Below are 20,926 nucleotides of genomic sequence, written 5' to 3' on the forward strand. Positions count from 1 at the left end.
TTACAAACGTCGAAAAGAAACCGTTGAGCGTAGTTTTGCTGATGCAAAAGAGCTTCACGGACATCGCTATGCCAGAATGCGCGGCCTCTCGAAGGCTCAAGAACAAAGTCTCCTCTGCGCAGCCTGCCAAAACATGAAGAAAATAGCGCTTATCCTAAGCGCTAGACGCATATTTTCTGATATTTTTAAAACTATTGCCTTCAAAGAGAGTTCCGTTCACTGTTTTGCTTCGAACTTGGGATTTGATCGACCAAATTTAAATTTTTCAAACTAAATCGAACAGAAATAGGGCGTAATAAAACCCCGCTTTTAAAAAAAACGGGGTTAGTCAGCAATCTGAAATCCCGCTTTAAATAAAGCGGGATTTTTATTTACATTAAAAAATTTCATTTTAAACCAGAGCAAATCCGCCACCACCGCCGACCTGAACTTTTATAATCCTGTCAGCAAGATTACTCATAGCCTCATCCAGATTCTTAAAAGTTGAGGATGTCATGACGCATGAAACCGAAATATTGAAACGTGAATCTCCGACCTTTATTGCTGATTTGGCCACAGCAGCCTGAGCTGATTCAAGCTCAGCCTTCAACTTCTGACCATCATTAGCCATCACAAAAAAACCATTCCCGCTTCTGGCACTCAAAATCCATCCCAGAGAACGCTGTTCCAGCAACGCGGCTACTCTTGTCAGAGCCTGACTTCCGGCATCCCAGCCATACCTTGAATTAACTTCCATAACCTCATCCAGAGCAATGTAAGCAAGGGCAGGAGCCTCTGCCGTCCCGGAACCGGATGAGTAGATCGGCCTTCCATTTTCAAGAAAATAAGGAAGGTTATAGAATCCGGTAACTGTATCCTTGCTGTAGGCATCCTTAATGCCGCGAATTCTTTCAAGCTCGTTGAGATTATTAGTCACGCGCCATGAAAATTCTTCCACCTCAAAAGGTTTTTTAAGAAAATCATTTGTGCCGCGTTTTAAGAACTTGGCGGTAATAGCTCCCGAGTCATGGCCGGACACACCTAAAATAGCCAGATTATCCCTTGAATGAATTTCACGGACTTTTGTTACCAGCTCAAATCCGTCCATTCTGGGCATTTCATAATCTGTCAACATCAAACTCAAATCAGGATGCTGATTTACAACTTCAAGAGCGGCCTGTCCGTCTTCAGCCTCAAGGACATTGAAATTCTGTCTTTCAAGAAGGCTGCGCATTACAAACCTTCCGGTGGACGAGTCATCCACAATAAGCACCTTTACGGAACTGTTATTGTGAATACGCCGGATAAGGTCCACCATTTCTTCCATATCTTCAGGAACGCCCTTCCTGAAATAGTCCAGCACATTTTTTTCAATAAATCTGTTGCGAAGCTCTGAATTGTAAGATGAGGTTAAAACGATACATGGAATATTATTGGAAAGGACATAGTCAACAGCTTCTCCGTCAGGAGCGTCTTTAAGATTCAGGTTCATGACCGCCATGAAAATTGATTCACGCTCTGTAGCGATAATCTCTTCAACTTCTTCAAGGGAGTCTGCGGTTTGAACATAAAAAGAAGTAACACTTTCAATATGTTCTGTAATTATACGCGCCTGCAATTTACTGCTTTCAACAACTAGGACAGTATGGGCATTGCTGGATATGGTCATTTCAAGTCCTCCATGACTGATCTTTTCGGCCTTATCATGGTTTTATACAACGTTAAAATAAAAGTGGCAATTAGATATCAATCTTTCACAACACGTTAAGGCTTTTTCAATTATAATTATCAGCATGGAAGACGACTGAAACTCGCCTTTATTATTAGGAATTAGATCACTTAAAAGATTCACCAGACCGTCCGTAAACATCTTCAAAACGCAGGATATCATCCTCTCCGAGATAACTTCCGGTCTGCACTTCAATAAGCTCCAGATCGATTTTTCCGGGATTTGTGAGGCGGTGCTTTTCTCCTATGGGAATATAGGTGGACTGGTCTTCCTTAAGCAGCATTTCCTTATCACCTATATTTATTTGAGCTATTCCGTTGACCACAACCCAGTGTTCCGCTCTGTGGTGGTGCTGCTGAAGGGACAAAACCCCGCCGGGACGCACCGTTATGCGCTTAACCTGAAATCTGTTGCCGAAATCAATACTCTCATAGAATCCCCACGGCCTGCTGACAATTTTATGGCTGCACACTTCATCCCGTTTCATCTCCTCCAGCCTGCTGACAAGACCGCGAACTTCCTGCACTCTATCAAGGTTGGCAACAAGGACGGCATCAGAAGTTTCAACAATTACAACTTTATCCATCCCCACAGCACCTACAAGTCTTCCTGAAGAATGAATGTAGCTGTTGCTGACGCTTGAAGTGATCACATCACCCACTATAGCATTGCCGTTTTCATCATTTGGCAGTTGCTCTTTAAGTGAATCCCATGAGCCGATATCTGACCATCCTCCGTCAACAGGAACAACAACCAGATTCTCCGCTCTTTCCATGATGGCATAATCAATAGAAATGGAAGGTGACGAGAGGAAAGATTTTTCATCAAGCCTTACAAAATCAAGATCTGACAAAGCCTTTTGTACCGAGGATTGGCAGCAGGCGTAGATTTCAGGTTCATACTCTTCAAGAGCTTTCAGAAATACTGAGGGGGTAAAAAGAAAAAATCCGCCATTCCAGAGATAATCTCCTGATTCCAGATATTTTTCGGCTGATTCAAGATCAGGTTTTTCCACAAATTTTGAGACCCGGCAGCCCGGTCCCTCAGCGGCACGCTCACCGAACCTGATATATCCGTAGCCGGTTTCAGGGGATTGCGGTTTGATACCGAATGTCACAAGATTCCAGTTCCGGGCGTAGGTTTCAGCCTGAGATACGGCTTCTCTGAAAACAGCATCATCGGTGAAGTTATGATCAGCAGGCATCACCAGCATCAAAGGTTCGGTTTCATCACCACGCTCAGTCAGATAAAAAGCGGCAACAGCCACAGCCGCGGCAGAATTGCGTCCCTCAGGTTCAAGAAAAATTGCTTCCGGCTCAACATCGATACGCCGTAATTGCTCAGCCACCATGAACCTGTAACTTTCATTGCAGACAATAAGGGGCTTAGCGGAACCTTCAAGAGGCAGGCTGCGCCTTACCGTATTCTGTAGGAGTGAGCCTCCGCCGACAAGATCAAGAAGCTGCTTGGGATATTTTTTCCTTGATAAAGGCCAGAGCCTCGTTCCGCTTCCACCTGAGAGAATAATCGGGACTATCACCGCATCTCCTTTCCTAAAAATAAACTTCTATATTATTAAGCTCTATTCCAATATTCAGTCTTAAATTCATGATATCATTACTTCAAGCTGAAAAGATTTGGAAGAGTTCAATTAATCAACCCTGTATATGCTCTTTGCAAATTACATTTCCATTGAACCTGAATAAACAGTATAAAATAACAATCGATTTTTATTTCCCAAATTGCTGCGAACCTGTTAACAGGAAAAAAGACCGGTCAGGTTGCCCGACAGCATGTCTGTGAAAATTAGATCATACTTTCAAGAATGCCTACAAAAATGTATCAATCCTTGACTCGGGCACTCAGGCCCGTATATGGGTTAAACCTTTGCAGCATGACCATGTTCTGAAGAAACTTCACTATAAGTACAGTTTTAACATTTGATATTAATAAAAAACAGTTAATACCCAAATGTTACTGTAAAAATCGATTTTGAAGAATTAGAAATACAGACAATACTATTACCAGTATTCAAATATTCAATAATTGCAAACTACAAGACACTATTATTTTATTTACACCGAGAATATAAATGATCTTGAATGATGCAGATTATTTATTATTTTTAATTACAATTTCTAATAATTTCCTTAAAATTGATTAAACTATCCAATCTGTCTCTTCATTGATCAAACTTATGTCCTAATAATGAGAAAAAATGCACAATTATATATATGCATCTTTACTTTTAAACAGACAATAATGCATCTTTAATATAAAATTTGCATAATATACACTGTAACTAAGTTTGACAGCCATATAAAAGTATTCTATCGGACCTCTATAACAATCGACGATTCATTTTGAAATAATATGTATTGAAGGAGATATCACGTGGAAGATTACATTAAAGAAGCTCTGGAAATCGTTAAGGCCCAGGCAAGTGTCAGGACTATGACTGAAGAGGAAATGACCTCTATGGTTCGTAAACTGTCTTCCGGTATTCAGGCAATTGCAGACAATCAGAATATGCCCAGTGAGACAGAACCTGCATGCGATCCTAAAAAATCCATCAAAGAAAAAAGCATTGTCTGCTGTGAATGCGGTAAATCTTTTAAGATTATCACTAAAAAGCACCTTGCTTCTCACGGTCTCACTGCAGATGAATACAGGGAGAAATTCGGCCTCAAAAAGAAAACTCCCCTGGTCTGCAAATCACTGCAGCGTGAACGCCGCAAAAAAATGAAAGAAATGAAACTCTGGACTAAAAGAGGCAAATAGTCTGAATAGTTTTAACTATTACAGTTTCTAAAATCATCAGAACAGGGTCCAACAAATGCCTAGGCAGATGTTGGACCCTGTTTTTTTATATCTAAATCAGGGTCACTTTTCCAAAAAATTATATTTCAAGCAGGTTTTATGTTCAGACGAAGCGTGATAAAATACTCCCATCTTCACATCATCATGTCCGTTTGAGTGCAGGGTTTATTATGAACAGAAGAAATTTCATAAAAATTATAAGTGCGGCAGCCGCATCCCTCGCATCCCTGTCGATGCCGGAGAATGTCCTCGCCGGCACGGAAATGCCTCTCGGCGGCTCGGAGATAAAGGACTATCTGCACCGGATGAAGGATTTCGACTCCCCTCATAAAGGCGACATTATCCTCTCGCCCAAAAAACAGGCTCTTCTTAAAAGTTCACTGGCAAGACTCAAAAGAGTCCAGCATACAATCGGATTTGGTAATTTTTATCTTATAGGTTTTGATTCCGCGATAATTTATGCCGGACGCTACTCTTCAATAGGCAGTTTTACAAAGCAGGAAAAAAATTTCCTTGATGAAATCTTCCATACCAAAGCTTCTGAGTACGGTTTTATGGGAGACAAACCGCTAAGCTCACTGACCGGCGAAATTAGAAAGAAAAAGGTCATCAAAATCAGAGGTACAGGTAACTATCTTTACAGGGGCAGGCCGGAAGAAACATTCAGACATATAAAAAAGCAGCTTGGCAGTACCGTGATGCTGACATCCGGAGTAAGAGGAATTATGAAACAATTTCTTCTTTTTCTGGATAAAGCCCATAAAAACGGGGGAAACCTGTCTCTGGCCTCCCGCTCTCTGGCTCCTCCGGGATATTCCTTTCACGGTGTCGGAGACTTTGATGTCGGGCAGAGCAATCTTGGTGCAGCCAATTTCAGTATAAAATTCACCGAAACTGAAACATGCCGTAAACTCCAGCAACTCGGCTATTTAAAACTGCGCTATCCACAAGACAATATGCTGGGGGTCCGGTATGAACCGTGGCATATAAAAGTAAAAGATGCTAAAGTATAAAGTCTGTCAGCTCACGGTCCGATATGCTTTATAGAGCACATTTACATTGATGTTCAAAACAGATAGACAAATAAATAGTAACTCAATTAATAAAAGGCCCTGAAAAGCCTTAAACCTTTGCCAAACGTATAGGCCCTGAATAAATGAGCAAGATTCTACAGCAGGACGAAGTCGATGCGCTGTTGAGAGGACTCTCAGGCGGAGAAGTCGAAGCGGAACAGGACATACCGGAAGATGATTCCGGGATTGTCGCTTTTGACCTCGCCAACCAGGACCGCATCATCCGCGGTCGTATGCCTGTCCTCGAAATTGTTAACGACCGTTTCGCGCGACTTGCCACCAATAATCTTGCCAACACCATGCGCAAAAGGGTTGATATCAACCCTATCTCCATTGACATGTCAAAATTCGGGGATTTCATGCGCTCCCTTCCGGTTCCGACTTCACTCTCAATTTTTAAAATGGAACCCCTGCGCGGAAACGCTATTCTGGTTGTCGATTCAAGACTCGTCTTTGCACTGGTTGAAAGCTTTTTCGGCGGTTCCGGTTCACAGCCAAAAGTTGAAGGCCGGGACTTCACCGCAATTGAACAGGCTATTGTCGACAGAGTCGTAAAAATAGCCCTTTCAAACCTTGAAGATTCATGGCGTCCTGTGCATGAAGTACACCTTGAACTTGTCCGCTCAGAAGTAAACCCTCAGTTTGCGGCAATTGTTCCACCCTCTGATGTTGTCATTGTCATAACTTTTGAAGTGGAGCTTGAAAACGCCATTGGTTCGCTTATTGTCTGCCTGCCGTATTCAACGCTGGAACCTATCCGCTCAAAATTGCACGCTTCATTCCAGTCAGAAAGACTTGAAGTCGACCATGTGTGGGTCAGCAGATTCAAGGAGAGACTGCTGGAAACACCGGTTGAACTGGTAGTCCGTCTTGGGAAGACAAAAATCACAGGACGGCAGTTGCTTAACCTTGAAGTAGGCGATCTGCTGCTGCTTGATACTGACGAGGAAGATCTGATCGAATGCGAAGTTGAGGGCGTTCTGAAATATATGGGCGTTCCCGGACGGGTCAAGGCGAACAAATCTTTTCAGGTTGTCAAAACCATCGAGCCGAAACTTACATAAGGCATTCGTCCTGCTGACAATTTTTTCTTTCTTCGCACCATACAGTAACTCTGTTTCCCGAAATATGGATTAGCTGCATTTTTATACCGGATTCTTTTCATCACAAGCTGTCAACCAAATGAAAATAGTACATTTCTCAACTACACCGCTGGCAGGAATGCCCCTCAGGCTTGTTCAGGCATTGCAAAAATACACTGAGCATGAAGTCCATCTCATTGATCTTAAAGACGACTATAACAGAGGCAATTACTACTTCGGTTACGACATATCCTTCAACAAGCAGCAAGATGAAGCCATTGAACTGGCCTATTCAGCAGATATAATCCACCTGCACAACTACCTTGATTTTGATTCAAAATTTTTTGCCCCTATCAATTTTCGCGAGCTGCATAAAAAAGGTACTTTTTTTGTCAGACAGTTCCACTCGACTCCGGCACTGATTGCCAAGCAGCTTAAAATCAGCGTGAAAGAGCTGCTTGCTCAGAACATTCCTTCGCTCGTAATAGCCCAATATCCTGAAAGATATTTTCCACAGGCGATGGTTGTTCCCAACTTTGTACCTCAGGATGAGGAGCTTTACCTTCCCGTAGAAGAAAATGAACTGAAGTGGGACATATTTTACAGCTCCACCCAGAATTGCGGAGCATTTGATGCCCGCTGGGATACCAAGGGAATGCCTGAGACCAAGGCCATGCTGGAACGGCTGGAACAGAAGACAGCATGCAGAATTAAGACAGCTTCTTTTTCTCCATTTACAGAAGTAATGACATACAAGAGACAGAGTGCCATTGTACTTGATGACATGGCTACCGGAAGCTACCACCTGACAGGGCTTGAAGGTCTGGCAATGGCCAAGCCGGTACTCTCCTATATGGATTCACGCGCTAAAATGCTTATGCGCTACTTTTCCGGATCAGATCATGAACCGCACATCAATACCCGTTTTGAAGAAGCTGAAGCGGTGCTGGCTTATCTTATGAACCACAAGGAATTAATGCGGGATATTGGAGAGCACAGCCGAAATTGGCTGAAAAAATACTGGTCCGACAAAAAAATGGTTGGATTTTATGAGGATGTTTATCAAAAGCTGGTCCACGACCCGAGTCTTATCAGACGCCAGCCGGATCTGGATACAGCCAGCCCGGTCCAGAATTTTATGAATAAAACCTTACACGATCTCAGGCAGATTACGCGGGCGGAAAATTATGGTTCAGCCAGCGATAAACTACGCACGGATATCAGCTCCCTTGAACCATAATTTTTCAATCCAAGTCTGGCCGGACTGATTTAATCTTTACTCCTGCTCAATCATGGCAAGCTTGATTCCAAATGAAGCAAATGCCACGGCAAAAGACCTTTGAACCCAGCGTATAACATTGGGAGATTTTACAACCCTGTCACGAACGGCAGTAGCAAAAAGCCCGTAACCCACAAAAACAACAAAAGTCATCAGCATAAAAACAGCACTTAATACAAGCATATCAAATGTCGGCGCAACAGCATTATGTGGGACGAAAAGAGGCAGAAAAGCCAGAAAAAATATAGACAGCTTGGGGTTTAATATATTTATCAGAAAACCGCGTCTGGCAATCTGAAAAAGTTTTTTACTTTCATCCTGATTTTTGAACGAAAGCCCTTCCTTATCACGCCATGTGGCCCATGCCATATACAGCAGATATAACGCTCCGGCATATTTAACCATCTGAAAAAGTACCGCGCTGGTATGCAAAATAGCTGCAAGCCCCAGAACAGAAGCACATAAGTGAGGAATTATTCCGGCAGTACAACCTGCTGCGGCAGCAATGCTTGCTTTCCTTCCCTGAAACAATCCGCTGGAGACAGTGTAAATAACTCCTGTTCCCGGCATAAGGACAACCAGTAAGGATGTTATTAAAAACTGAAAGCTGATCATATCCACCTCTTATTTAGATGCTCAATCCTTTTATATAAAAAAATTATCTGCACAGCCCAAGATCCATGATCAGATGGAAAAAGACCTGCACATACCTTCCGGAAACAACATCAGGCAGGGAGAACACGGGTAGTTTTTCTTCCGGGAATTTAGAAAAATAAGCGAAAAATATCTGCCTTGAGAGCATATCAAGTCCGGGTTGAACCACCTCGGACCAGAATTCTTCCTTTAAATCTGTTTCAAGCTCAAACGTTCTGCATTGCAAAGGTCTGAAGCAATAAAGCAGACATTCCCCCTCATTTAAAAGCGGACAGACAGACCCGGAATCGCTTAGACAGAACTCATTATCGCCGATTTCAGCACGGGCCTCTCTCTCCCTGCTGGCAACTTCAGCAGCCCTTTCAATAAGATTCATTCTTCCTTCGCTGCACAGTTCAATATTGACCTTTGTTCCAAGATAAACAGCTTCCGCGAGAGTTAAAACAACAGGAGTCCGACAGCACATAGTATGTCCGCAGCCGCATCGCTCCGCTTTAAGCGACAGCGCAATAAGATCATCAGCCTGTGCAACGAGCTTGTCGTAATCCCGGAAAAAAGGTGCCAGATCGACCTTGTTTTTAAGCTCCAGACAAGGCTGACGTACTGTGAGCTTTCCACTTTTACGCCCGTATTTCCTGAGCGACCACCACTGATCAAAACTTTCCGGTCTGGATCTCAACCTCTTGAGTTCTTTTGAGGCAAGTTTATGCCCAAGCCCTCTGCGCAGCATAAAAGCATTCAGGAGAGTACCGGTTCTTCCGATCCCGTAACGGCAGTGGATATAGGCTTTTTTACCCAGATAAATAGCTTCATCAAGCCATGCAAGGGCTTTATCCATCTCCGCTATGTCCGGGGCCTCCTCATCAAAGACCGGAAGATAAAAGACATCAAATCCGGCATCACGCTGAATCTGCGGCAGATCAGGAAACTCCGCGCATAAATTAAGTATTGCTCCAACCCCCATTTCAGTAAGCTCATCAAGCTGCCTGTAAGACATTGGAGCCGGGCCGATGGCAAGACTTTCAGAGACCCACGAAATTCCGGTCCGCTTATTGATCTTCATCGCCATCCACCCTCAGGACTTTAAAGCTGTATAAATTTTCTATAAATTCATCAGCCATATTGTCCACATCGCCCATATCCGAGAGTTTCATATCCAGCATTCTTGTTCTTGCCAGAACTCTGCCGAGCAGATTTAGTGCTCTCGTGGTTTTATCCGCGTCCTGTCTGGAAAGTTCAGCATCCAGCATATCGCTTCGCAGAGTAACGGAAAAACCTCCGGCTCTTAAAACCCGGTCAATAAAACTCAACCTCAGCAGTCTGCCGTCAAAATCAGCACCACCGCCTTTAAAACGGAACTTCACATAATTATTTTTGGATTCGGTTCCGCAAACAGAATCAATTATTGAAAAATGATACCCGAAACGGATCATCATATGCACATAGTCTGAAGCGACAAGAGCATAACTGGATAGAAAATGGGACTCACTGCTGAAAATACCGGCACTGACCTGATCAAAACGCTCCCAGTCCATATGCGGCATGTTGTTGTCCCACACAGTTTCTTCAGCCTCAATACCGCTCCAGAGCTCCTGCATGGGCAGGCAGCCCACATCTGCAATAGACAAGCTTTCTTTACGCCTGCCGGGAAAATCACTGTCCAGCGAAAGGACGTAGACTGTGAGCGGGAGATCTGTTTTAAGCTTTCTGGACCTCGACATTCCACGCCCGGAATCTCCGATAATCCTGAACATTTCATTAACACCCTTTTCATGGGTAAACCTGATAATATCATGGATAGAGGAGCACGCATCCTGAGTGAAATTATCCGCTTCAGGATCAGTCATATTAAGAGTGGTAATAAGCGGTATCAGCCGGTTATACCTTGCAAGAGAATCTTCCCTCACCTTTCTGCGGCGTTCTTCGGCTGCAACAACAAGTGATTCCTGCCTGCCCGGATAAATCATGCCGTTGAGAGCGTCCACGGTAACAAGCTGTCCGTCTTCAAGGGCTGATATTTCGTATCCGTCACCAACAACAACCGGTATCCCGTACTCACGGGCAACAGTTGCAAAATGGCTCGCTCTGGCCCCGGAAGTTCCGATAACAGCTTCGACCCGGTCCAGACATCTGGTCAGGTTGGGAGCCAGAGTTTCAAAGACTACCACTGAGCCTCTCGGGGCTTCAGCCGGGTCCTGAGCATCATGCAGCCGAATAATTCTGCCACTGCCCCAACCTGTGGAAATTCCGGCCAGACCGCTCAAAATAGGTTCTTCGTCAAGATCAACCTCTAGCGGGCCTTCTTCTTCAGGATGAAACGGACGACTTTGCAGGACAAAAACATTTCCGGATTTATCAACAGCCCACTCTACATCCTGAGGAGTTTTAAAGACCTTTTCCAGCTCAAGAGCAGTTCCGGCAACTGTTTTCAAGTACTCTGTGCCGATGCCTGACTCCCCATAACTGTCTAGGAGTTCAAGAGAGTCATCCCGTTTAAAAATGGAGACTCCGGCGTTGCGGCTTCCATCAACAAGTGCTTCCCCAAGCCCCGGAACACTGTGGACGGAGATATTCTGCCGTCCCGAGCCTCCGGCATCGGAAGAATAAGCCACTCCGGCCGCCTGAGCATCAACCATGGGCATGACCACTACAGCCATAGGTGTGGAAGCATCTGAAAGCCCGCGCAGGATACGATAGGTAACAGCTCGCGGAGAATACTTGGAAGCAAGAACTCCAAGGTAAGCTGAAGGAATATCCTCAGCCTGAACATTCAAAAAAGTTTCATACTGGCCTGCAAATGAAAATTCGCCATCTTCAGCCCACGCACTGCTGCGAACAGCAAAAAGGGTATTCTCCCCGTAAACCGATTTAAGGTTTTCAACTCCGCGTGTCACAGCTTTCATAACTTCATGAGGAATTTCACTTTTCATCACATAGTCGGTCATCTGTTCGCATCTGCTGAACAACTCACTGTGGCGGCATAACAATGCTTCCGAAAGTTCGGCATCTATTTTTTCACGCAGACCATTTTCACTGATCAAACGGTTGCAGGCATGGGTTGTGACTACAAATCCTGAAAAAACATTAAAATCTGTTTCAGAAATAATTCTGCCTAAGTTGGCACCCTTACCTCCGGCAAGATCAAAATTGCCGGCAGCCTGCTCCAGTGAAATAGTATAAGGGGCTTCACCGGAAAGTTCCGGTTCTTTTAATTCTTCTTTAATAAGCCGATCAATCTCGGTAAGTTTTTCACGCAGAACGCGGTAGCGCAGCGGGCGCATGGCCTCCAGTCTGGCTGTCATACTGCCTACGGAATCAAGAAGCCCCATATAGAGTTTTCCGACCCTTGCTTTATCAACAGGACGGACTCCATAAAAAGTTTCCTGAAGGTCGGCTATAAATTCAAGACTCCGGTCATCTTCAACCAGAAGTACTTTAAAATCTTCGTATCTCGCTTTAAGAGCCTTGCCGGGAGAAAACAACTCCCGCATATAATATTTTAAAAGCATTACACTCCGTTCTCCTCAGGCGTTACCGCTTGGCGAGGAGTTCTCTGACTTTATCTTCAATTTCTTTTTTCCCAACAGGCTTGACCAGATATTCATCGGCACCGTGCAGGGCGGCTTCTCTTGCTGTTTCAAGAGTAGGGTATCCTGTTAACATAATGACCTTAGTTTCAGGCGAACGCTTTTTTAATTCTTCGAGGACCTCAACTCCTGTCATTTTTTTCAATTTAATATCAAGAATGGCTAATAGAACCGTATTTTTCTCAACATAATCCAGAGCTTCCTCCTCCTCGGAAAAAACACTCACGGAATGCCCCATTCTCTCAATTATGCGTTTAAGCAGAATTCCGGCATCAAGAACATCATCCAGAACAATTATTTCAGCCATTTTGGATAAAAAAACTCCCGAATTTTATTTTTCTCCAATCTGCAGAATTAAATCAGTCTGCTCCTGACTATACTTTACCTTGAAACTAAGCCTCAGTCGAGGGTAAGCAATGCATCCACTTCAATGGAAGTTTAAAATGGTATAAGGTTATTAAAAGCACCCTGAAACAGCCCCTTCCGGGGTGGCTGACTATCACTTTAAAAAATCACGATAATACTGCAATTTTTTGCTCAGCAGATTTTCAGCCTGCATAATTAATCGAGCATACTTGACTAGAACCAGACCCAAACCTACAACAATCAGACTATTTAGAAGATTTGCGGTCTTATTATTTTTAACTTTACGGTCAGCTAACAGCAAAAACGAGATAAATGACAGATATAACAGGACTTGTTCTAACTTATAATGGAGAGAGACTTCTTAAGGAATGTCTGGAGAGTCTTAATTTCTGCAACAGAATTCTGGTCATAGATTCAGGGTCCAATGATTCTACTCTTGAAATAGCCAGAGATAAGGGCGCAGAAATCATCCATAACGACTGGAACGGAGCCATAGAGCAGCATAAATTCGCTCTGACTAAAATAGGAACCAAGTGGGTGGTTACTATTGATCAGGATGAAATAATCTCACCTGAACTACGGGAAAGTATCCTTAAAGCAATTGAAAATCCCGGTGAAGTCGATGGCTTCTACTGCTCCAGATGTACCTGGTATTTTGACCGCTTCATTAGGCACAGTGGATGGTATCCTGACAAACTTTTCAGGATATACCGCCATGACGGTATAAAAATAGGCGGTATAAGACCGCACGAAGAGCTGCGGCCCATAAACAAAGCCGGAGAAATTTCAGGGGATATAATCCACTATCCCTATAAAAACTTTGCCAATCATCTTGAAAAAATCAACGATTACACTCAGGACGCGGCGGAAGACCTTTACTCACGCGGCAAACGCGGTTCAACAGGAAAAGCTGTCCGCCACGCTTTTGGTAAATTCCTTAAACAATACATTCTGCAAAAGGGCTTTCTTGACGGACAAGCCGGACTGATCATTGCAATTCACGGTTTTTTCTATACCTTTCAAAAATATATCAGACTTGCCGAACTTGATAAGGATGGAGGTAAATAATGGATATTACCAAGCCGCAGATAATTGAACTTCCCAAGGTTGAGGACAACCGCGGAAATCTGACTTTCATAGAAAACAGCAGACATATTCCTTTTGATATAAAAAGAGTCTACTATCTGTATGACGTACCCGGTGGAGAAACCCGCGGTGGTCATGCCCATCAAAAATTAATGCAATTACTTATTGCGGCATCCGGTAGTTTTGATGTTATTCTTGACGATGGTAAAGGTGGGAAGCAGAAGTTTTCTCTAAACCGTTCCTATTACGGACTGTTTGTGCCCACCATGACCTGGCGTGAACTTGAAAACTTCTCCTCAGGGTCCGTGTGTCTGGTGCTCGCCTCGGAATACTACGATCCGATGGATTACTACTACACCTACGCAGATTTCATGGAGGCTGTAAGAAAAAATGACTGAAATTAAATTTCTCGATGTAGGCTGGACCAGAAGAACCCTTGCAAAGAAAATTGATGAAGCCGTCAAAAGAGTCCTTGATTCAGGATGGTATATCCATGGTGATGAACTGGCTGCTTTTGAAAAAGAATTTGCCCATTATGCCGGAGCAAAATCATGTACCGGTGTGGGCAATGGTTTAGATGCTCTTGAGCTTTCACTGCGTGCCGCCGGTATCGGTCCCGGTGACGATGTACTGGTACCTTCAAACACCTATATAGCCACATGGCTTGCAGTTACACGGGCCGGAGCCAATCCTGTTCCGGTAGAACCGCTTGAATCGACTTTCAACATGAATCCAGACAATCTGGAAGAGGCTTTAACTCCGCAGACTAAAGCTGTGATACCTGTCCATCTCTACGGACAGACCGCTGATATGGACCCCATAATGGAGTTCGCTGAGAGTAAAAATCTTTTCGTGCTGACTGATGCCGCACAGGCTCACGGTTCCTATTACAAAGGCCGTATGGCCGGTTCTCTGGGACATGCTGCGGCTTTCAGCTTTTATCCCGGAAAGAATCTGGGAGCTTTCGGTGACGGAGGAGCGGTGCTGACCAACGATCCTGAGCTGGCAGCCAAGATTAAGGTTATAGGCAACTACGGAGCTGAGAAAAAATACCATCACGATTCACTCGGTTTCAACAGCCGTCTTGATGAAATTCAAGCCGCGGTCCTCAGAATCAAACTGGAAAAACTGGACAACTGGAACTGGACCAGAAAAGAACTGGCCGCAATTTATCTTAAAGAACTTGCGGACACACCACTTATTCTTCCTGAAGTTCCTGAATGGTCAATTCCGGTCTGGCACCTTTTTGTAGTCCGCACCACAGCCCGTGAAGCCCTGATTAAGCACCTTGCTGAAAACGGCATTGAGTCACTGATTCACTATCCCATACCGCCGCATAAGCAGGGAGCATATAAAGATAAACAAAATCTGAGTCTGCCTGTGAGTGAAAAACTTCATCGTGAAGTTCTCTCACTGCCTATGGGACCCCACCTTAAGCCGGAACAGGTCCAACAGGTCTGCACGGTAATAAAAGATTTTTTCAGCTGATAAACTAAAATAGGCCCGCCTTACGGTGGGCCTATTTATAACTCTACACTAACTCGTCCATATTTCCTGCTCACCAAAAAAATTTCGCAGCCAGACAATCAGCCCTGAAAGCAGTCAACTTCATGACACAGTGCTTAATTCCGGATATTACATCTATTCATCCCGCCTTTTTAACTACCCATGAATATAAGACTTAATCATTTTTTAAAAATTCCAATTCCCCAGACTGTCAAAATTTACCGCATACACCAAAGCTGAGCTGGAAAAATTTCCGGGTAGAAATTCTAGCGATAAAAAGTAAATCCTCTCCCATTCAGAGAAAATAAGGCTCTGGCTGAAAGAAATATTCAATTGCAAATTTTCATGTTTTTTGAGTCATATATAGCCAGACAAATAGCAATATACTGTTTTTATTTATTAAATTTTAACAATTATCCTTCTGGCAAGCTCTAATCATACAGGTTCAAAGATTGAAGCCCTCCTTTTAACTCACCCTGAAAAGAGGCATAATATCTTAAAATAAGATACTAAAACACGCTCAGATTATTTTGCGCGAAGCAGGTAATCAGGTTTGCCCGTTTCTTGCATAAATTTTAATAAATCTTTTTCAATCAACCTGAAACTGAATGGTAATCATGAATAATCAAGATACAGATAAAATAAAAAAAATGGTTTCTTCCATCCCCAAAAGGAAAAACCTTGCTGTTTTTTTCGGCAGATCAAACGGCTGTTTCATTGATAATGTTAAATATTTCTTTCTGCACTGCGCCCAAAAAGTTAAACAGCTTAACTGCATTTATATTTCCTTTGACCGCAGGGCTGCGGCAGAGCTGAAAAAGATGGGACTTCAGGCAATGTGGGTCAATAATGAAGAGGCCGGAACAATCATGGCAAGTGCCGGAATTGTGGTCTGTGATGATTTTTCATGGAAAACCCAGCCGACGCTGTGGGCGCTGATGTCAGAAGCCAAAATCCTTCAACTCTGGCATGGTGTGCCGTTAAAAGCCATAGGGTTCCCGGAAATAAACTCAAGTGTTAATATGAATCCTGAGAAGGCAGAATATCTTTCCTTCGCCTATTCCGGCTATAAAACAGTTGTATCAACCTCACCGTTTTTTACCGAGCATGCTTTCGGCCGGGCGTTTAAGGCTGAAGAATTTGTGGAAAGCGGATACCCCAGAAACGATGTGCTTATGCGCCGTCCCACAAAACTGGATATGATCAATACGGATTCGGCCCTTTATGCGAAACTGGTTAAATTCAGAAAATCTGGCGGTAAAACGGTCTTCTTCATGCCGACATTCCGCGATAACGGCGGTGGCCCTTTTGAAGACGGTGCGATAAATATCCCGCGTCTTTCGGAATTCTGCCAGCAAAACAACATAATGTTTATATGCAAACTTCATCCATATTTGAGCATTGATAAAGTTGCACTGCCGCCGAATATAGAAATAGTTGATCCTAAAACAGACGCATACCCTCTGCTCAGTCTCTGTGATACTCTGCTGACTGACTATTCTTCAGTATATTTTGATTTTCTGCTGGTTGATAAGCCGATTATTTTTTATCCTTACGACTTTGAAGACTACATTTCAAAAAACAGAGAACTGCTGTTTGATTTTGATGAGATGACCCCGGGCCTGAAAGTTGAAGATGAAGACAGTCTCTATACCGCTTTTGAGGATATCCTTCTTAAGGGTAACGACGAATATTCAAAGCAGCGTAAAGAGCTGCGCGAAAAATCTTTCAGCCATATTGATGGTAATTCAGCCGAAAGGCTTGGTGAACATATTATCGCCCATTATCTTTAAAAACAGGGAGCAAAAAATGAAAGCAGTGATCCTTGCAGCAGGCATAGGCAGCCGTTTAAGCAGACCTTTTCCAAAATCTCTCTCAGTTCTTCCATACGGAGAGACAATACTCGGCAGGCAGATCAGAATCATGCGTGAGCTGGGTGTTCAGGAAATTATTATCGTGGTCGGATTTAAGATGACTCTGATCATGGAACAGTTTCCTGAAGTCTATTACAGGTACAACCCGAACTACTACATCACTAATACTTCCAAAAGCCTTCACAGCGCACTTAAATATCTGGATGATGACGTTCTCTGGATGAACGGAGATGTTGTCTTTGATAAAGAAATTTTAAAACAGGTTCTGGACGCACGAGGTGAAAACCTGATCTGCGTAGACACCAAAAACTGCGGTGAGGAAGAAGTAAAATACACCCTCAACAGTGACGGCTTTGTCAACCAGATATCCAAGCAGGTTAAAAATGCTGAAGGCGAAGCGGTTGGAATCAACTTCATCCGCAAGCAGGACTTAAGTGCCTTTGTGGAAGCTCTCGATAAATGTGTTGATGAAGACTACTTTGAAATGGGAATGGAGTTTCTTATTGAAAAGAATGTCCTTTTCAAACCTGTGGATATATCAGACCACAAGTGCATCGAAGTTGATTTTGAAGAAGACTGGGTTTCTGCCCAGAAAGCATTTACAACAGCAGGTTAGTTCATTCATGTTTTTAAAAGAATAACGGAGCGTCCTGCGACTTTAAAGGGCGTTCCGTAAATACTTTTACAGACCTATTACAAATTAAAACCGACCGTCATTCTATTGCCGTTATGCCAAAAATCTGCACAAAAAAACGGTAAAAACGAAAGAAGTCACGGACTTCGCAGTAATGGTGAAATCCGGCGTAAAGGACAGTCTAAGCCCGACTTAAAATATAAATTTGCGGCTTCGTTTTTAACAGACAATTATCAGAATCCATTAGTTGGATTAATTTACATAGATTATAAGCAGATAAGTTTGGAGAAACAATGGACACTGAAACAAAATTTCCCGAGACACTTACCAAAGATCTGCTGAACCTTAACGAAGCTTCCGATGCAGATTCTCAAGAAAAAACAATCAGGCTCAAAGTTCTGGAAAAAATGCTCGAAGATGAAGATACCGCCTCAAAAGAGAACAAGCGGCTTTACCGCAGTATTGTAAATTTTCTTCAATTTGAAGGCCAATCCGAAACACTGGCGAACTGGATTATCAGCCAGCACATGTCACAGGGTAAAATAATGGAGCCGTCTTCAGAGAAGCCTGTCGCTTCTGTTATCATCCCCTGCTGCAATCATGGTGAACACCTGAGGCAGTGCATTGAGAGTATTCTCATGCAGACTTTCACTCACATTGAAATAATTATCATTAACAACGGCAGCACGGATAATACCCCTGACGTCATTCAGCAGTTGCTGGCAGACTATCCCGAGCAGCGAATCAGGTACTATAATCAGCAGAATATGGGCTTAGTGCAGCCGCATAACCGGGCCGTAACAGTAGCCAAAGGTGAATTCATCCTTCCAATTGATGCAGCCGATCTTATTGCCCCCGAATTTTTGGAAAGGACTGTCCCCGTTCTGCAAAAAAACAAAGATCTTGGGTATGTAAGCACCAAGACCCTATTCTTTGGCGAAAAAAATATAGTCCGGCCCAAAGAAAAATTTGATCCCGTCAGAGAGCTGGTTACGAATCAACTGCCAAAGACGACTTTGTATCGCAGAGCCATGTGGAAGGATATCAAAGGCTATGATGAAAGAATGATCCACGGGCTTATGGACTGGGAATTCTGGATAAGGGCCACAAAAAATGGCTGGTTTGGAACCCAGCTTGAGGAGCCGCTGTTTTTCAGCAGAAATGAGGTGAGAATCGATAAAGCCCAAGAGACTGCGGTAAAAAAACAAATTATAAGTCTTCACCCTGATATTTATGATGCTTCCAGACTAAGGAGCTGCAAGGAAGAAATACAGACCGGCAACCTGATTCCACCGTCACTGGTCCGCGATGAACTGACTATTGTTCCCAAAAATTCAGCAGCTCCGGTCAGAATTTCAAACCCGGACCATGCAGCTGAAAAACAGTTGCAGGAATTTAAGGAAAGGATTCTGGCAGTACTTGCCGCCAACTTCCCGGTATTCAAAAAACATTTTGCAGGAACCGAAGCTGGCAAAGGACCTGAAAACAAAATTGCCGCAATGTTCGGACAGACTACAGGAATTGTCAGTAAGCTGGTTGCAGCCGGACAGTTTGATGAAGCTATTGATCTGAGTGCCGCCCTGCTTTCCAAATTTCCGCTCAGTATCGACTGCGGTATACTCTTCGCACAGACACTTCTTGCAAAAGGGCTGCTTCAAGCTGCTTATACTGTAGCTTCACTCTTCTTTTCCATAAGTCAGGAAAACAAAAAACTGAACAGTTTCATATCCAGCTGCCTCTGCATCCAGTCCGATCAGCAGGTTGCTCAAAGCACTTCCCTCGGCATGCTTGAAGGGGCGGTGCTCTTCTCTCCTGAATCTGAGGAGGCGTGGAAAAAACTTTTTGACCTTCAAGTGCAAACCGGTCTGCCTGAAGTAGCGGAAAAGACTAATTGCAAGCGGCTCCAGCGCTCAGCTTCGGTAAATACTGAAACACCTAAAGACGACAGAAAACATATCTGGTACGTCAGTAATGCTTTCAGTTTTGCGGAAGGAGGGATGAACGGAGTCTCGCAGGCAAAAATAATGACCCTTGGAGCACTGCTCTGCAACAGTGATAAGTTCAGAGTAACTATAGTCACCCCACTGACAACAGCTCTACCTGAAGGCATCGCCGAATTTGCCGAACAGCATCTGCCGCTGATGAAAAAGAATAAAGCCGACTGGCCTGACATTGTGGCAACCATTCGCAAAGCACCGGTGGGAAACAAACTGCTTAAAGGCAAACACACTCCATGCCGGGAAATCAACGGAAAAGCCGATCTGGTGATAGTCGAAGGTATCAGAATCTATCCACATAAATACCTTATGGAACTCGGGCTTGATTTTGACTGCCCGAAACTGTTCATGCATCATAATTCTCCCCATCATTACAGTGGAGAAATAACCGATGCAGGAACTCTTCCAGCTTTTGTAAAAGCTCTGCAAAATTATAAATATAACATAAGTGTATCCAGAACAGTTGCCGAGCAGTGGAAAAGCATACCTGAACTTAAAAATCTGCACTGGATAGACATACTTAATTGTATCCGTGAAAGTGAGCTTGAAAGCATAACCGCCCACTCCAGAGAAGGGATTCAGCAAAAGCTCGGCCTTGACCCTGATGACTTCAATATAATCTGCCTTGCAAGCGTACAACGCCGCAAGGGACAGGACATTCTGCTGGCTCAGATGGAAAATATTCTAAAAGAAGTCCCCAATGCAAAAGTGACTTTTGTCGGCCCTATCCTTGATAACCGTAACGGTCCGGAGATTGTGGCGGCAAGCAAAGGCAAAAGTTATTCACACAGGGTCGAATTTATCGGTCCCAGAAAAAATGCACTGGAATACCTTTACGCAGGTGATCTGCTGGCTCTGCCATCAAGAGAAGAAGCTCTGCCGCTTTCAATACTGGAAGCTATGGCTCTCGGCAGAACTTCAGTGGCTTCAAAGGTAAACGGAGTTCCAGAGCTTATCGAAGAAGGAAAAACAGGGTTAATGTTTTCCATTGATACCCCGGATGATCTCGCAGAAAAGATCATCTATCTGGCAAAAAATCCGGAAGAACTTGATAGATTTTCAGAAAATGCAAAACAAAAATACTGGAACTGTTTCTCCCGTGAACAGCATGTCGGCAGATGGCGTGAAATCCTGCTTGGAATTTTTAATGACGCTCAACACACTGCGAAGATTTAGGAATAAGCAAAAAACTTGTTAATGGTTAAAATATCTTCAATAATAAACAAATCCATGCGTTTTTCACGCATTGCAACATTCTAA

General features: G+C 43.6%; 17 protein-coding genes. 11 read left to right on the forward strand and 6 right to left on the reverse strand.

What is annotated here, in order from left to right; genetic code table 11:
* Window positions 1–274, forward strand: a 274-nt coding sequence (locus tag G496_RS21425) for a transposase (protein WP_034632877.1), incomplete at its 5' end; no start/stop codon positions are given.
* 117 nt (window positions 275–391) lie between these two features.
* Here the strand turns inward: G496_RS21425 and G496_RS0108745 are convergent.
* Together G496_RS0108745 and G496_RS0108750 are read right to left on the reverse strand one after the other, a co-directional pair.
* Window positions 392–1,648, reverse strand: coding sequence for a response regulator (locus G496_RS0108745; protein ID WP_027178951.1), 1,257 nt, complete (start codon window positions 1,646–1,648; stop codon window positions 392–394).
* A gap of 166 nt (window positions 1,649–1,814) precedes the next feature.
* Window positions 1,815–3,248 (reverse strand): mannose-1-phosphate guanylyltransferase/mannose-6-phosphate isomerase, encoded by a 1,434-nt coding sequence (locus tag G496_RS0108750; RefSeq protein ID WP_027178952.1) that lies wholly within the window; start codon window positions 3,246–3,248, stop codon window positions 1,815–1,817.
* 854 nt (window positions 3,249–4,102) lie between these two features.
* On the opposite strand from G496_RS0108750, the gene G496_RS0108755 reads away from it, so the two are divergent.
* The 4 genes from G496_RS0108755 (at window position 4,103) to G496_RS19245 (ending at window position 7,923) form a co-directional block, all read left to right on the forward strand.
* Window positions 4,103–4,489, forward strand: coding sequence for a Ros/MucR family transcriptional regulator (locus tag G496_RS0108755; protein ID WP_027178953.1), 387 nt, complete (start codon window positions 4,103–4,105; stop codon window positions 4,487–4,489).
* 209 nt (window positions 4,490–4,698) lie between these two features.
* Window positions 4,699–5,541: a M15 family metallopeptidase gene (locus G496_RS0108760; RefSeq protein WP_027178954.1), complete on the forward strand. Its 843-nt coding sequence runs from the start codon at window positions 4,699–4,701 to the stop codon at window positions 5,539–5,541.
* Window positions 5,542–5,684: 143 nt separating this feature from the next.
* Window positions 5,685–6,665, forward strand: coding sequence for a flagellar motor switch protein FliM (fliM, locus tag G496_RS0108765; protein ID WP_027178955.1), 981 nt, complete (start codon window positions 5,685–5,687; stop codon window positions 6,663–6,665).
* 118 nt (window positions 6,666–6,783) lie between these two features.
* The gene (locus G496_RS19245; protein ID WP_051294935.1) at window positions 6,784–7,923 is read left to right on the forward strand and encodes a glycosyltransferase; all 1,140 of its coding nucleotides are present in this window, start codon (window positions 6,784–6,786) and stop codon (window positions 7,921–7,923) included.
* A 36-nt stretch (window positions 7,924–7,959) separates the two neighbouring features.
* Here the strand turns inward: G496_RS19245 and G496_RS0108775 are convergent, their stop codons facing one another.
* The 4 genes from G496_RS0108775 to G496_RS0108790 are packed head-to-tail and all read right to left on the reverse strand — an operon-like array spanning window position 7,960 to window position 12,510.
* Window positions 7,960–8,577, reverse strand: coding sequence for a LysE family translocator (locus G496_RS0108775; RefSeq protein WP_027178956.1), 618 nt, complete (start codon window positions 8,575–8,577; stop codon window positions 7,960–7,962).
* A gap of 43 nt (window positions 8,578–8,620) precedes the next feature.
* Window positions 8,621–9,679 carry a protein-tyrosine phosphatase family protein gene (locus G496_RS0108780; protein ID WP_034632882.1) on the reverse strand — a complete coding sequence of 353 codons (1,059 nt, stop codon included), beginning with the start codon at window positions 9,677–9,679 and terminating at the stop codon, window positions 8,621–8,623.
* The gene (locus tag G496_RS19250; RefSeq protein ID WP_051294936.1) at window positions 9,666–12,125 is read right to left on the reverse strand and encodes a PEP/pyruvate-binding domain-containing protein; all 2,460 of its coding nucleotides are present in this window, start codon (window positions 12,123–12,125) and stop codon (window positions 9,666–9,668) included. Before G496_RS19250 ends, G496_RS0108780 begins: the two co-directional genes overlap by 14 nt.
* Window positions 12,126–12,147: 22 nt before the next feature.
* Entirely contained in the window at window positions 12,148–12,510 is a 363-nt protein-coding gene (locus G496_RS0108790; RefSeq protein ID WP_027178958.1) for a response regulator, read from the reverse strand.
* 371 nt (window positions 12,511–12,881) lie between these two features.
* Between G496_RS0108790 and G496_RS0108795 the strand changes: the two genes are divergently transcribed.
* From G496_RS0108795 to G496_RS0108820, 6 genes are all read left to right on the forward strand, one after another.
* The gene (locus tag G496_RS0108795; RefSeq protein WP_027178959.1) at window positions 12,882–13,637 is read left to right on the forward strand and encodes a glycosyltransferase family 2 protein; all 756 of its coding nucleotides are present in this window, start codon (window positions 12,882–12,884) and stop codon (window positions 13,635–13,637) included.
* Window positions 13,637–14,053: a sugar 3,4-ketoisomerase gene (locus G496_RS0108800; protein ID WP_027178960.1), complete on the forward strand. Its 417-nt coding sequence runs from the start codon at window positions 13,637–13,639 to the stop codon at window positions 14,051–14,053. The genes G496_RS0108795 and G496_RS0108800 overlap by 1 nt, the downstream gene beginning before the upstream one ends.
* Entirely contained in the window at window positions 14,046–15,143 is a 1,098-nt protein-coding gene (locus G496_RS0108805; RefSeq protein ID WP_027178961.1) for a DegT/DnrJ/EryC1/StrS family aminotransferase, read from the forward strand. Before G496_RS0108800 ends, G496_RS0108805 begins: the two co-directional genes overlap by 8 nt.
* 635 nt (window positions 15,144–15,778) lie before the next feature.
* Window positions 15,779–16,954, forward strand: a complete 1,176-nt coding sequence (locus G496_RS0108810) for a CDP-glycerol glycerophosphotransferase family protein (protein WP_027178962.1) — start codon at window positions 15,779–15,781, stop codon at window positions 16,952–16,954.
* Window positions 16,955–16,970: 16 nt separating this feature from the next.
* Window positions 16,971–17,651, forward strand: a complete 681-nt coding sequence (locus G496_RS0108815; RefSeq protein ID WP_027178963.1) for a phosphocholine cytidylyltransferase family protein — start codon at window positions 16,971–16,973, stop codon at window positions 17,649–17,651.
* Between the two features lie 311 nt (window positions 17,652–17,962).
* A complete protein-coding gene (locus tag G496_RS0108820; protein ID WP_027178964.1) occupies window positions 17,963–20,842 on the forward strand; it encodes a glycosyltransferase in 2,880 nt (959 codons plus the stop codon).
* The last annotated feature ends 84 nt before the right edge of the window (window positions 20,843–20,926 follow it).

It is taken from the genome of Maridesulfovibrio bastinii DSM 16055, from assembly GCF_000429985.1.
Taxonomy (GTDB): Bacteria; Desulfobacterota; Desulfovibrionia; order Desulfovibrionales; family Desulfovibrionaceae; genus Maridesulfovibrio; species Maridesulfovibrio bastinii.